The 12,405-nt window shown below is 63.5% G+C and carries 13 protein-coding genes; 6 read left to right on the top strand and 7 right to left on the bottom strand.

Annotated features, from left to right (window positions below):
• Positions 1 to 8: 8 nt before the first annotated feature.
• From ACFMPD_RS03695 to ACFMPD_RS03670, 6 genes are all read right to left on the bottom strand, one after another.
• Entirely contained in the window at positions 9 to 1,385 is a 1,377-nt protein-coding gene (locus ACFMPD_RS03695) for a TRAP transporter large permease (protein WP_380991931.1), read from the bottom strand.
• A 4-nt stretch (positions 1,386 to 1,389) separates the two neighbouring features.
• Entirely contained in the window at positions 1,390 to 2,079 is a 690-nt protein-coding gene (locus tag ACFMPD_RS03690) for a TRAP transporter small permease (RefSeq protein WP_380991929.1), read from the bottom strand.
• Positions 2,080 to 2,158: 79 nt separating this feature from the next.
• Complete coding sequence (locus tag ACFMPD_RS03685; protein ID WP_380991927.1) at positions 2,159 to 3,160, bottom strand: TRAP transporter substrate-binding protein; 1,002 nt, start codon at positions 3,158 to 3,160, stop codon at positions 2,159 to 2,161.
• 257 nt (positions 3,161 to 3,417) lie between these two features.
• The gene (locus ACFMPD_RS03680) at positions 3,418 to 4,641 is read right to left on the bottom strand and encodes a sigma-54-dependent transcriptional regulator (protein ID WP_380991925.1); all 1,224 of its coding nucleotides are present in this window, start codon (positions 4,639 to 4,641) and stop codon (positions 3,418 to 3,420) included.
• Positions 4,638 to 6,389 (bottom strand): sensor histidine kinase, encoded by a 1,752-nt coding sequence (locus ACFMPD_RS03675; RefSeq protein ID WP_380991923.1) that lies wholly within the window; start codon positions 6,387 to 6,389, stop codon positions 4,638 to 4,640. Before ACFMPD_RS03675 ends, ACFMPD_RS03680 begins: the two co-directional genes overlap by 4 nt.
• A gap of 155 nt (positions 6,390 to 6,544) precedes the next feature.
• A complete protein-coding gene (locus ACFMPD_RS03670) occupies positions 6,545 to 7,012 on the bottom strand; it encodes an Lrp/AsnC family transcriptional regulator (RefSeq protein WP_380991921.1) in 468 nt (155 codons plus the stop codon).
• Between the two features lie 144 nt (positions 7,013 to 7,156).
• Between ACFMPD_RS03670 and ACFMPD_RS03665 the strand changes: the two genes are divergently transcribed.
• The 6 genes from ACFMPD_RS03665 to ACFMPD_RS03640 all read left to right on the top strand — a co-directional run bounded on the left by ACFMPD_RS03665 (position 7,157) and on the right by ACFMPD_RS03640 (position 11,464).
• The gene (locus ACFMPD_RS03665; RefSeq protein WP_380991919.1) at positions 7,157 to 7,309 is read left to right on the top strand and encodes a hypothetical protein; all 153 of its coding nucleotides are present in this window, start codon (positions 7,157 to 7,159) and stop codon (positions 7,307 to 7,309) included.
• Positions 7,309 to 7,623, top strand: coding sequence for a DUF2849 domain-containing protein (locus tag ACFMPD_RS03660; RefSeq protein ID WP_380991917.1), 315 nt, complete (start codon positions 7,309 to 7,311; stop codon positions 7,621 to 7,623). Before ACFMPD_RS03665 ends, ACFMPD_RS03660 begins: the two co-directional genes overlap by 1 nt.
• Positions 7,624 to 7,702: 79 nt before the next feature.
• Complete coding sequence (locus ACFMPD_RS03655) at positions 7,703 to 9,367, top strand: nitrite/sulfite reductase (RefSeq protein WP_380991915.1); 1,665 nt, start codon at positions 7,703 to 7,705, stop codon at positions 9,365 to 9,367.
• The gene (locus tag ACFMPD_RS03650) at positions 9,357 to 10,151 is read left to right on the top strand and encodes a phosphoadenylyl-sulfate reductase (protein WP_380991913.1); all 795 of its coding nucleotides are present in this window, start codon (positions 9,357 to 9,359) and stop codon (positions 10,149 to 10,151) included. Before ACFMPD_RS03655 ends, ACFMPD_RS03650 begins: the two co-directional genes overlap by 11 nt.
• Entirely contained in the window at positions 10,148 to 10,552 is a 405-nt protein-coding gene (locus ACFMPD_RS03645; RefSeq protein ID WP_380991911.1) for a DUF934 domain-containing protein, read from the top strand. The genes ACFMPD_RS03650 and ACFMPD_RS03645 overlap by 4 nt, the downstream gene beginning before the upstream one ends.
• A 69-nt stretch (positions 10,553 to 10,621) precedes the next feature.
• On the top strand, positions 10,622 to 11,464 hold the full coding sequence (locus tag ACFMPD_RS03640; RefSeq protein ID WP_380991909.1) for a ferredoxin--NADP reductase: 843 nt from the start codon (positions 10,622 to 10,624) through the stop codon (positions 11,462 to 11,464).
• Positions 11,465 to 11,579: 115 nt separating this feature from the next.
• On the opposite strand, the gene ACFMPD_RS03635 is transcribed toward ACFMPD_RS03640, so the two are convergent.
• Positions 11,580 to 12,371 (bottom strand): translation initiation factor 3, encoded by a 792-nt coding sequence (locus ACFMPD_RS03635; RefSeq protein WP_380991907.1) that lies wholly within the window; start codon positions 12,369 to 12,371, stop codon positions 11,580 to 11,582.
• Positions 12,372 to 12,405 lie beyond the last annotated feature (34 nt).

Below are 12,405 nucleotides of genomic sequence, written 5' to 3'. Positions count from 1 at the left end.
GTCGCGCACTATTTTATTATGATTTCCGGCCCCATGAAGGTGTTGGGCAGGAAGGTGCTGATGAACGGCACGTAGGTGACGATGATCAGGAACACGAACATCACCGCCAGGAAGGGCAAGGCCGCGCGGACCACCCGCATCATCGGCATGCCGGCCACGCCCGAGGTCACGAACAGGTTCAGCCCGACCGGTGGCGTGATCATGCCGATCTCCATGTTGACCACCATGATGATCCCCAGGTGAATCGGGTCGATCCCCAGTTCGATGGCGATCGGGAACACCAGCGGCGCGACGATCACGATCAGGCCCGAGGGTTCCATGAACTGACCGCCGATCAGCAGGATCACGTTGACGATGATCAGGAACACGACGGCGCCGAACCCCGCATCCAGCATCGACTTGGCGATCTGCTGCGGAATTTGTTCGTCGGTCAGCACGTGTTTCAGGATCAGCGCGTTGGCGATGATGAACATCAGCGTGACGGTCAGCTTGCCGGCCTCAAACAGCGTGTCGCGGGTGTCGCGGTGAAAAAACGCGGTGATCAGGGCCACCGGCTTTTGCATCAGCGACAGGTTGCGTTCGTCATCCTTGCCCGACAACGGTCCCATGTCACGATAGACGAAACTCGAGATCAGGAAGGCATAGACTGCCGCCACCGCCGCCGCCTCGGTCGGCGTAAAGATACCGCCATAGATGCCGCCCAGGATGATGACGATCAGGAACAGGCCCCAACCGGCGTCGCGGCCGGATTCGAACACTTCGCCCCAGCCCAGCCAGTCGCCTTTGGGCAGGTTCTTGACCCGGGCGATCAGATAGATCGTCAGCATCAGCATGGTGCCAGCCATCAGACCCGGGATCACCCCGGCCAGGAACATCCGCCCGACCGAGACATCGGTGGCGCTGGCATAGACCACCATCACGATCGACGGCGGGATCAGGATGCCCAGGGTCCCGGCATTGGCGATCACGCCGGCGGCGAAGTCCTTGGAATAGCCGACCTGGCGCATCCCGGCGATCACGATCGAGCCGATCGCCACGACCGTGGCCGGCGAGGACCCGGACAGGGCCGCGAACAGCATGCAGGCAAAGACCCCGGCAATCGCCAGCCCGCCGGGAAAATGCCCGACGATGGCGATGGCAAAGCGGATGATCCGTTTCGCCACCCCGCCCGTCGACATAAAGCTGGAGGCCAGCACAAAGAACGGAATGGCCAGCAGGGTGTAGTGCCCCGCCATCGCCTGGAACAGGGTCTGGGCGATTGACGCCAGCGAGGTGTCGCTGAGCGCCAGCAGGAACAGGATCGAGGACATGCCCAGGCTGATCGCGATCGGCACGCCGATCAGCATCAGGCCGATGACCATGAGGAAAAGAATGGCAACTTCCATGGGTTCAATCCCCCTTGTTCATGTGACTGACATCGGCGATCGCATCTTCGGCCTCGTGGCTGACGATCAGGCCGGCGGAATGGCCCCGCGCGATGCGGATGGTGGCCTGCACCAGGCGAAAGAGCAGCAGCGCCATGCCGATGGGCAGGATCGCGTACGGAATGAAACGCGGCAGCTTCTCGTACCGCTCGCCGTCGTTCATGATCGGCTCGATCCAGCGCAGCCATTCCGGGAACGGCACATCGACCACTTCGTACCAGCCCCTGTAGGAAGTCCGTTTCATCTCTTCCAGCCCGGTGGGAAACCAACGCCCGGTGGTCTGCGGCAGATTTGCGAAATTGGCCCAGTAATCCCAGGCGCCCTTGAGCACCAGCGCGGCATATAACACGCAGACCAGCGCCGCGATCAGCGCCATGATCCTGCGGCCGGCGGGCGAAAACAGATTGATCACCGCGTCGACGCCCAGATGCGCGGTCACCTTGAACGCGTAACTGACCCCGAACAGAACCAGCCAGGCGAACAACAGCGAGGTCGCCTCGAGTCCCCAGATCAGGCCGGTGTTGAACCCATAGCGCAGGATGACGTTGACAAAGGTGATGATGGTCATCAGCCCCAGGATCAACGCGATGGCGGATTCTTCAAATTCGTTCACCACCCGGCCAAGCATGGTGTCCGGTTCGTAATGGGTCGACATGGCGGCGTGCCCCCTTTTCCCGGTTAAAGACGCAAAGGCCCGGCCCCGTGCGGGCCGGACCGGTGTGCTGTGGTAGGTGTCAGTTGGTCGCGTTGAAACTTTGCGCGGCGGCGATGTTGTCGGCGCCGACATCGCCTTCGAACTCGGCCCAGACCGGTTTCATCGCGGCCAGCCAGGCGGCGCGCTGCTCGGGGGTCAGTTCGCGGATCACACCGCCGGCATCCAGGATCGCCTGACGCGCGTCGGCATCGACCTTGCCCACAGCCGCGTTGCGCTCGGCGGTGACTTCCTGAACGATGGTGTCCAACTGGGTGCGCACGTCCTCGGGCAGGCTGTCCCACCAGTCGACCGAGGTCACGACCATATAGTCCAGCACGCCGTGGTTGGTTTCGGTGGTGCCGTCCTGAACCTCAAAGAACTTCTGACCATAGATGTTGGACCAGGTGTTCTCCTGCCCGTCGACAACGCCGGTCTGCAGCGCGCCATAGACCTCGGAGAACGCCATCGGCTGCGGGCTGGCGCCCATCGCCGCCATCTGCGCCTTCAGCACGTCCGAGTTCTGCACCCGGAATTTCAGGCCGGCGGCATCCTCGGGCACCAAAAGCGGCCGGTTGGCCGACATCTGCTTCATGCCATTGTGCCAGAAGCCCAGTCCAAGCAGGCCGCGGCGGACCATGGTTTCCTTCATCGCCTGACCGGTTTCCGACGTCTGGAACGCGTCCACGGCTGCCATGTCGTTGAACATGAAGGGCAGATCGAAAATGCGGAACACCTTGGTGAACTGCTCGAACTTGGACAGCGACGGCGCGGCCATCTGCACGTCGCCCTGCAGCATCGCTTCGAGCACCTGGTCGTCGTTGTAAAGCGTCGAGTTCGGGAATACCTCCATGCAGGCCTTGCCGTTCATCTCGTCATTGACGCGCTGTTCCAGCAACGACGCGGCCAGTCCCTTGGGGTGCTTATCCGAGTTGGTCACATGGCTGAACTTGATGACGATCTCACCATCGTCGCAAGCGGCAAAGCCTGCGGTCGCGGTCATTGCCAGGGCCATTGCCGTGGCGGCAGCGGTTACAAGTTTCATCGGTTTCTCCTCCCGAAAATGTCATTTCTTCCGGGGTCTCTCCCCGGTATCGCACCGGATTCGGCGCGCTGGACTCAGTGAAACCGATGCCGGTTGCGCGCTCAACTGTTTCCGCGCGGGCCAGAGAAGAAAGCAGAAAAATAAAAGATTTCTGCGCCTTGCATTGTAAAGATCAAGAAATTGAACGCAGTGTCACGCGAAGATGTGCGACTATCCACACAAGGGAAATCGCGACCTGTGTGGAAAACCGCACAGATTCATCTTCGGAAATCCTCGGGGCGAATGCCGTATTTCGCCAGTTTGTCGTAAAACGTCTTGCGTGGCAGCTTGAGCGCCTTGGCAGCTTCGGTGGCGCGACCGTTCTGTCGCCCCAGTGCGGCGATCAGCAGCGAACGCTCGACGCGGGCCATCTGTTCGGCCAATCCCAGCTCTCCGGCCTCGAACACGTCCTCGGGCATGCCCAGGACAAAGCGCATCGCGGCGCTCATCAGCGAGCGCGCATTGCCCGGCCAGTCCTGCGCCATCAGTGCCGCCAGATGGTCCGGCGTCACTTCGGGCGCCGCCAGCCCGGCCTGTTCGCTGGCCTGTTGGACATAACTGCGAAACAGCGCCGGGATGTCCTCGGGCCGTTCGGCCAGCGCCGGAATGCGCACCGACGTGGCCTGCAAACGATAGAACAGCTCGGCATTCAGCCGGCTGTCGTCCAGGTCCGCCGTGCTGCCCGCCATCACACGCGTGTCGCCCCCGGTTTCCAGCACCTCGATCAGGGCAATCTGCGTGTCTGCCGGCAGATGCGCGATCTCGTCCAGAAACAGGCTGCCCCCTTGGGCCACTTGCAGCGCCGCCAGCAACCCGGCCCGGTCCAGCCCATCCGAAGCCCGTTTTTCAAATGCTGCGCCGGCCCGCGCGGAACACAGGTGGAGCACTTCGGCGATCTTAGAGACACCGCTGCCCGGCGGACCGGTCACCAGCACCGCGGCACCGGACCGGGCCAGCCGGCGGACCCGTGCCCGCAACCCCTGGGTCAGTTCAGAGGTGCCAAAGATCATTCGTGCCGCCGGGTCCCCGGCCTGCGCGCGGGCCTGTTCCGCACGCTCTTCCAGCACGGCCTGGCGCCGTTTCAGCGCTCGTCCGAGCACCGCGATCAGATCGGCCGGCGCGCAGGGCTTTTCCAGAAAGTCAAAGGCCCCCTGTTCGATCGCCGATACCGCCATGGGAATATCGCCCTCGCCGGTCAGCAACACCACCGGCAGGTCCTCGTCGACATCGCGCGCATAGCTCAACAGGTGGAACCCGTCGCGCCCCGGCATGCGGATGTCCGACAGGATCACACCCGGAAAATCCCGGGTTATATGGTCCTTGGCCACCACAAACGACCCGGCGGTAATCGCCTGCAGATCGGCCAGCTCCAGAGTCTGGGCCAGCGCTTCGCGCACCGCCGCGTCGTCGTCGATCAGCAGGACCCGCGTCAAGGCGCTCATGCGGCCTGTTCCTCTTGCCAGCGTTCCAGTTGCACGCTGAACACCGCGCCGCCGCCGGGCGCGTTGCCGCCGCGAATGTCCCCTCCGAAACTCTGCACAATGCCATAGGAAATCGACAGTCCCAGCCCCATCCCCTCGGAGGCACCGACCACCTTGGTCGAATAGAACGGTTCGAACACCTTGTCCGGCATGTCGATGCCCGGCCCGGTATCGCGCACCGAAACGGTCAGCGGCCCGGTTTCCGATATCTCGATCGTGATCGCCTTGTCGGTGCGCCCGTCCATCGCGTCAGCGGCGTTGCTGATCAGGTTGACAAAGACCTGCCCCAGCCGGACCTCACCGCCGCGCACCCAGACCGGATGATCCGGCCGGGCAAAGCTGACCTGTACATCCTCGCGCCGCAGCCGCGCGCCGGTCAGTTCGATAACGCTGTCCAGAACCGCGACCACGTCAACGCGCCCCGCCGCCTGGCTTTCCTGTCGGGCAAAGGCGCGCAGGTTCTTGATGATCCGCCCCATCCGGCGCGCCAGATCCGAGACACGCGTGACGTTTTCCGATGCCTTGTCGGTGAGTCCGCGGTCCAGATACAGAGCGGCATTTTCGGCAAAGGACCGGATCGCCATCAAGGGCTGGTTCAATTCGTGACTGATGCCCGCACTCATCTGGCCCAGAGCGCTCAGCTTGCCAGCCTGCACCAGATCGTCCTGCGCCCGCTTCAACGCCGCCTCGGCCTCCTGGCGTTCGGCGATTTCGCGCAGCAGCCGCCTGTTGGTTTCGGACAAGGCCCGGGTTCGCTGCGCGACGCGGCTTTCCAGCACCGCGTTGGCCTGCGCCAACGCCCGACGCCGCTCGGTCGCGAGAAACAGCATCGCACCGAAGGCCAGACAGATCGCCGCCACGGCAGAGGCCTGCAACCCCGCCAACCGCCGGGCCGGCTCTGCGGTCACCAGGATCTCGCCGGTCAAGCCCACCACCGGCAGGTCGCGCGTCAGGTGCAGTGCATAAGTCGGCACATATGGCCCCCAACTGAGCCTCCAGATCTCGTAGTCTCCCATCCGGACTGCCCGGAACGGAGGTGCTGTTCCCTCTGGCGGTACCAGTCCGACGCCGTTTTTCGGCCGGGTCCAGAACAACAGTTCGAAGCGGTTGGTGATAAACACCTCGCCGCTTGCATCGGTGAAGAACACTGCCGGCGCACTGCCCGGCCAAGCGAGTTCGATGCTGGCGACATCCGCCACGACCACGATTGCACCGCGCACCTGCCCCGCATCGTCAAAAGCCGGCGCCGCATAGTAATAGGCCCGCCGGTTCAGCGGCGCGCGGATCCCGTGATCCGACCCGAGGGCGCCCTGTAGCGCACGCCGGAAATGCGGATCCTGCGACACGTCGCCGGTGGTCAGCCCCTTGGCGCTGACCAGCACCTTTCCGGTCGCGTCCGCGAACATCACGTCCAGCGCCGCGGTCTTGTCCGCCACATCCAATAGCTGTAATTCCGCCGCAAGCCGTCTGGCCGGATTGTCCAGATCCTCCAGCATCGGGTGATCGGTGAGCAACACGGCCAATTCCTGATAGACCTGCAATTCCGTGCTCAGCCGATCGCTGGCCAGCGCCAGATCGGCCTCGCCCCGCCGGGCCAGTTGCTCGAGCGCCTGCAGATAGCCATAGTGCCAGACGCCGCCGGCCAGGGCGGCCACCGCCAGCAAAAAGGCCAGAACGATGGTCCAGCGCTGAAGTCGTCCTTCTCTCATCCGCAGCAGCCTAGCAAACCCGTGCTCACATTGACCAGACGGCTTGGCCGCCCTGTCCTCCGCCACACCGCCGCCGCCACGGGCGTGTCGCGCGGATCAGCGTTGCGCGCCCGCCCACCCGTTGCATCAGGAATGCGCGGCAGCGCCCCTCTTGGTCAGGCCTGCAACGGCAGCATGGTGGTCGACTTGATCTCTTCCATCGACAACAGCGCCGTCACGTTGTGCACCCGCACCTCCGAGATCAGTGCCTGATAAAAAGCGTCATAGGCACGGGCGTTCCTGACTCTCACCTTCAGGATATAGTCGATGTCTCCGGCCAGCCGGTGCGCCTCCTGCACCTCTGGCCGGTCACGCAGGGCTTTCAGAAACTTTGCCTGCCAGTCCGCCTCATGTTCCGAGGTGCGGATCAGCACAAAGAAACAGGCCTCAAAGCCCAGCGCCTCGGCATCGAGCACCACGGTCTGCCGCCCCACCACGCCGGCCTCGCGCAGCTTGCGAATGCGGTTCCAGACCGGGGTCTTGGAACTGCCCACCGCGCGGGCGATATCGTCCAACGACTGGCCGGCATCGCGCTGCAATTCGGCCAGAATTTTTCGATCGATCTCGTCAATCCGTATGCTCATCCCGGTTTCCCCTCCCATGGCAGGCCAGATGTTCCACCCTGCGTTTAAAATGGAACGAATGTTCTTATTTGGCAAGGCATCTAGCGCAATATGGGAATATTTTCCTATATTGGGTCCCGAATGACAGATTGGAAATGACAGCCCATGCCGCAGACCCGTCCCGTTTCTTCGACCCGCCTGGCCGCTCTGTGCCCGACGCCCGGTGCGACGCTGGACGTTTTCGGATCGATACCGGACGACGTGGCGCTTGTCCTGCGCGATTTCGAACTCAACCGTTTTGACAAGGAACTGGCCTGATGCCCCGCGAATTTCTCCCCAAGGTCGTCACCGCTTCGGATTTGCTCGAAGGCGACGTGATCTATCTGACCGCTGACGACAGCTGGACCCGCGATCTGGTCGCAGCCGAAGTCATCACTGACGAAGCCCATGCGCAGTTGCGCCTGCTCGAAGCCGAACGCCAGAGCGCCCGTGTGGTCGGACCCTATCTGGCCGATGTCCTGCCATCGCGCAACGGACCGCAACCGACGCATTTCCGCGAGGAGTTCCGCCGCACCGGCCCGTCGAACTATGCCCATGGCAAGCAGGAACAACTGGCCCGCCGCCACAGCTGACCGCCTGCCGCCCTCACCTCTTGCCGGACAGCGGGCCGGAAACGATCTCTCCGGACCGGAGCACGAAAGGACCGACACGATGTATGCCTATACCGAATTTGACAAAGCCTTTCTGGCAGAGCGCAACGCCCAGTTCCGGGCGCAGGTCGAACGCCGCATCGACGGGTCGCTGACCGAGGACGAGTTCAGGCCGCTGCGGCTGATGAACGGCGTCTATCTGCAGCTGCACGCCTATATGCTGCGTGTGGCCATTCCCTATGGCACCCTGAACAGCGCGCAGATGCGCCAGCTGGCCTATCTGGCCCAGCGCTGGGACAAGGGCTATGGCCATTTCACCACCCGCCAGAACATCCAGTACAACTGGCCCAAGCTGCGCGACATTCCCGACATGCTGGACGCGCTGGCCGAGGTCGGCCTGCATGCGATCCAGACCAGCGGCAACACCATTCGCAACGTCACGGCCGATCATTTCGCCGGCGCCACCGCGGACGAGATCATGGACCCGCGCCCGGTGGCCGAACTGATCCGGCAATGGTCGACCGACCACCCGGAATTCCAGTTCCTGGGCCGCAAGTTCAAGATCGCCATCACCGGCAGCGGCAATGACCGTGCCGTGATCAAGGCACATGACATCGGCCTGCGCATCGTCGAACAGGATGGCGAGATCGGCTTTCAGGTGATCGTCGGCGGCGGTCTCGGCCGCACGCCGATGATCGGCAAGGTGATCCGCGAGTTTCTGCCGCAGGCCGACCTGCTGCCCTATCTCGAGGCGGTTCTGGGCGTTTACAACCTGCTGGGACGGCGCGACAACAAGTACAAGGCCCGGATCAAGATCACCGTGCACGAGCATGGCATCGACGACATCCGCGAGCGGGTCGAGACGCTGTTCGAGCGCCTGCGTCCGGCCTTTGCGGGCGTCGATCAGGACAAGCTGCGCGACATCGAGGCCGCCTTTGCCCCGCCCGCGCTGAAAACCGCGTCGACAGCGCCGTATCAGCGCGCCTATGATTCCGACCCGGTGTTCCGCAGCTGGGCCGACACCAATCTCAGCCCGCATCAGGATGCCGATCACGCTATCGTGTCGATCAGCCTCAAGGCGCATGGCGCCACGCCGGGCGATGCCAGCGCCGAGCAGATGCGCCTGATGGCCGATCTGGCCGAACGTTATGCTCATGACGAGCTTCGCATCAGCCACGAGCAGAACGTGATCCTGCCGCATGTGCACAAATCCGATCTGCCGGCGATCCATGCCGAGCTGAAAGCCGCCGCGCTGGCCACCGCGAATATCGGCCTGATCAGCGACATCATCGCCTGCCCCGGCATGGATTACTGCACCCTGGCCACGGCGCGGTCGATCCCGATCGCCCAAGAGATCGCCACCCGCTTTGACGAGCTGAAGATCGAGAAAGACATCGGCCCGCTCAAGATCAAGATTTCCGGCTGCATCAATGCCTGCGGCCATCACCATGTCGGCCATATCGGCATTCTGGGTCTGGATCGTGCCGGGGTCGAAAACTATCAGGTCACCCTGGGCGGCGACGGCACCCAGGATGCCGCCCTGGGCGAACGGGCCGGTCCGGGATTTTCCGCCGAAGAGATCGTGCCGGCGATCGAACGACTGGTCCAGGCCTATCTCGACCTGCGCGAAGACCCGAACGAGACCTTCCTGCAGACCTATCGCCGTCTCGGCCTGGCGCCGTTCAAGGCCGCGCTCTATCCCGAGGCACGGGCCCATGCTGCATGAACATCGCAGCCTGGATGCTGCCGACAATGACATAACCGGGGTCGAGCCCGGTATCTCTGCCGCCCAACGGGTGGCTGCGAAAGCACGCGACCTCAATGCCCGCTTTCGCCATCACAGCGCCACTTCGGTGCTGCACGGCGCGCTGCGCGATGCCGGCAAGATCGCTCTGGTGTCCAGCTTTGGCGCCGAGTCGGTGGTGTTGCTGCACATGGTGGCGGTGACCGACAAGACCACGCCGGTGCTGTTCATCGACACCGAGATGCTTTTCACCGAGACCCTGGTCTATCAGGCCGAACTGGCCGAGCGTCTTGATCTGCGCAACCTGCGCATCATCCGCGCCGACGCGGCCGCGACCGCCGCCGGCGACCCGGACGGCACGCTGCACCGCACCGACCCGGATGCCTGCTGCAGCCTGCGCAAGACCGAGCCGCTGAACCGGGCCCTGGCCGATTACGACGGCTGGATCACCGGCCGCAAACGGTTCCAGTCGGGCACCCGGGCGGCGCTGGACTTTTTCGAGGCCGAAGAGGGCACAAACCGGCTCAAGGTCAATCCGCTGGCCCATTGGGCGCCCGAAGATGTGCGCGCCTATATGGAAGAGAACCGCCTGCCCCGGCACCCGCTGGTGGCGCAGGGCTATCCGTCGATCGGCTGCGCGCCCTGCACCTCGCCGGTGGCCGAGGGCGAAGACCCACGCGCCGGACGCTGGCGCAATCAGAACAAGGACGAATGCGGCATTCATTTCGTGAATGGCAAGATGGTGCGCACAGGAGCAAATTCATGACCGTTATCGTGACCGACGCGGGCTTTGGCCCGGACACCTGGATCAAGGGTTATGCCCCCCTGGGCGAGGCTGCCAATGACGTGACGGCGCTGGATCTGGCGTCCGACACCGATCCGGCCGAGGTTCCGCTGACGCCGGGACTGCAAATGATCCGCGTCGATTTCCCCAGCTTTGCCGACGGGCGCGGGTTCACCATTGCCCGCCAGTTGCGCCTGCGCGGCTATGATGGCCGGTTGCGCGCCAAGGGCCATGTGCTGGCGGATCAGTACGCGATGGCGCGCCGCTCGGGCTTTGATGAGGTCGAAATCGACGATTCTCTGGCCGCCCGGCAACCGCAGGATCAATGGCAGTCGCGGGCCAATTGGCGCGATCACGACTATCAATCCCGCCTGCGGGGCTAATCGGCCCTTTTCCTGACCTACATCAAAGCTTAATCAGAGGTGTCGGTTTAAGTGACCGGCAGTGAAACGATGACAGAGATGATTTCCGTGACCCATGCCGCAACCGATGCCACGCCCGTCAAGACTCCCACCCTGCCCGATGCCCAGACGGTGACCTCGGTCAAGCACTGGACCGACCGGCTGTTCTCGTTCCGCGTGACCCGTCCGCAGAGCCTGCGGTTCCGCTCGGGTGAATTCGTGATGATCGGACTATTGGGCGACAACGGCAAACCGCTGCTGCGCGCCTATTCCATCGCCAGCCCGGCCTGGGACGAAGAACTGGAATTCTATTCGATCAAGGTTCAGGACGGGCCCCTGACCAGCAAACTGCAGCACATCCAGCCGGGCGATCAGATCATCCTGCGCCCGAAACCCGTGGGCACCCTGGTGCATGACGCGCTGCTGCCGGGCAAGCGCATCTGGTTCTTTGCCACCGGCACCGGCTTTGCCCCCTTTGCCTCGCTGCTGCGCGAGCCGGAAACCTACGAGAATTACGACGAGGTGGTGATCACCCATACCTGCCGCGATGTGGCCGAACTGGATTATGGCCGGCAGTTGATCGAGAACCTGAAATCCGACGAGTTGATGCAGGAACTGATCGGTACCGAGAATCTGGACAAGATCCGCTATTATCCGACTACCACCCGCGAAGAGAGCCCCAAGATGGGCCGGATCACCAATCTGCTGACCGACGGAACCGTCTTTGCCGATCTGGGCATCGAACCGATGAACCCCGAAACCGACCGGGCCATGGTCTGTGGTTCGCTGGGCTTCAACGTGGACCTCAAGGAAGTTCTGGAAGGCTTTGGCCTGGAAGAAGGCGCCAACTCCGATCCCAAGCATTACGTGGTCGAAAAGGCCTTTGTCGGCTGAGGCATCCGATACAGCCGGTTAGCCGCCTCTGACCTAGGGGCCGAAATGACGGGGGCCGCGCAGATGCTGCGCGGCCCCCTTTCCTTGGCAAAGCCGGATTTTCAGGCCCAGAGCTTTACAGGCCCAGCGCGGTCTTGATCTGATCCAGAACACCCTTCAGCAGGTCCGGGTTGTTCTTTGCCTGATCCAACCCTGCTTTCAGCGTGATTTTCTGAGCGGCGGCCAGATCCGAACCGTCGATGGCCTCGACCACCTTGTCATGGTCAAAGCCCGGCACTGTCAGCAGCGTGGACAGATCGGCCGGAGCCACGGCGGCTTCGGCCGAGGCAGCAGCAGCGTCATCAGCCGCCGGTTGCGCCGCATCCGCGGCCGGCTTGGCGGCGTCGGCGACCGCATCTGCGGCCGTATCCGAGGCGGGCTTGGCGGCATCTGCCGCAGGCGCGACCACATCAGAAGCGGCGTCGGTCACCGCCTTGCCCGCATCAGCGACAGCGCCTGTAGCCGCCTCGGTGGTATCGGCAACGATGTCCTTGGCTGCTGCAGCGGCATTGGCGGCAACCTCTTGGGCATCGGCGGCGGCATCCTTGGCCGCGTCGACCGCATTGCCGGCCGCTTCGGCCGCATCTGTGGCGGCCTGAGTGGCGGCATCCTTGGCGGCATCGACCGCATCGGACGCAGCCTCGGTCGCCGCGGTGGCCGTGTCGGCTGCGGCTTTGGCCGCCTCTTCGGCGGCGGTTTTGGCCGTCTCGACGGCATCCTGAGCGGCAGTGGGCTGTTCGGTGTCACTGGCGGCACTGCTGCTGCTGCCGGTTTCAGCCGGGTCCATGGCATCCTGCTGACCGCTGTACCAAACATAACCCGCCCCTGCGATGGCTGCGGCTGCGACAATCCAAATCACTGGTTTCATTACTATTCGCCCTCAACTTCCATTCAGCTCACCC

The sequence above is a fragment of the Sedimentitalea sediminis genome (assembly GCF_042687825.1).
Taxonomy (GTDB): Bacteria; Pseudomonadota; Alphaproteobacteria; order Rhodobacterales; family Rhodobacteraceae; genus Sedimentitalea.
This window is presented reverse-complemented; position numbering and strand designations above follow the sequence as displayed.

What these genes read in the sequence shown, in the direction of transcription:
- ACFMPD_RS03695 (WP_380991931.1), bottom strand. Translation starts at nt 1,385, where the DNA reads ATGGAAGTTGCCATTCTTTTCCTCATGGTCATCGGCCTGATGCTGATC.
- ACFMPD_RS03690 (WP_380991929.1), bottom strand. Translation starts at nt 2,079, where the DNA reads ATGTCGACCCATTACGAACCGGACACCATGCTTGGCCGGGTGGTGAAC.
- ACFMPD_RS03685 (WP_380991927.1), bottom strand. Translation starts at nt 3,160, where the DNA reads ATGAAACTTGTAACCGCTGCCGCCACGGCAATGGCCCTGGCAATGACC.
- ACFMPD_RS03680 (WP_380991925.1), bottom strand. Translation starts at nt 4,641, where the DNA reads ATGAGCGCCTTGACGCGGGTCCTGCTGATCGACGACGACGCGGCGGTG.
- ACFMPD_RS03675 (WP_380991923.1), bottom strand. Translation starts at nt 6,389, where the DNA reads ATGAGAGAAGGACGACTTCAGCGCTGGACCATCGTTCTGGCCTTTTTG.
- ACFMPD_RS03670 (WP_380991921.1), bottom strand. Translation starts at nt 7,012, where the DNA reads ATGAGCATACGGATTGACGAGATCGATCGAAAAATTCTGGCCGAATTG.
- ACFMPD_RS03665 (WP_380991919.1), top strand. Translation starts at nt 7,157, where the DNA reads ATGCCGCAGACCCGTCCCGTTTCTTCGACCCGCCTGGCCGCTCTGTGC.
- ACFMPD_RS03660 (WP_380991917.1), top strand. Translation starts at nt 7,309, where the DNA reads ATGCCCCGCGAATTTCTCCCCAAGGTCGTCACCGCTTCGGATTTGCTC.
- ACFMPD_RS03655 (WP_380991915.1), top strand. Translation starts at nt 7,703, where the DNA reads ATGTATGCCTATACCGAATTTGACAAAGCCTTTCTGGCAGAGCGCAAC.
- ACFMPD_RS03650 (WP_380991913.1), top strand. Translation starts at nt 9,357, where the DNA reads ATGCTGCATGAACATCGCAGCCTGGATGCTGCCGACAATGACATAACC.
- ACFMPD_RS03645 (WP_380991911.1), top strand. Translation starts at nt 10,148, where the DNA reads ATGACCGTTATCGTGACCGACGCGGGCTTTGGCCCGGACACCTGGATC.
- ACFMPD_RS03640 (WP_380991909.1), top strand. Translation starts at nt 10,622, where the DNA reads ATGACAGAGATGATTTCCGTGACCCATGCCGCAACCGATGCCACGCCC.
- ACFMPD_RS03635 (WP_380991907.1), bottom strand. Translation starts at nt 12,371, where the DNA reads ATGAAACCAGTGATTTGGATTGTCGCAGCCGCAGCCATCGCAGGGGCG.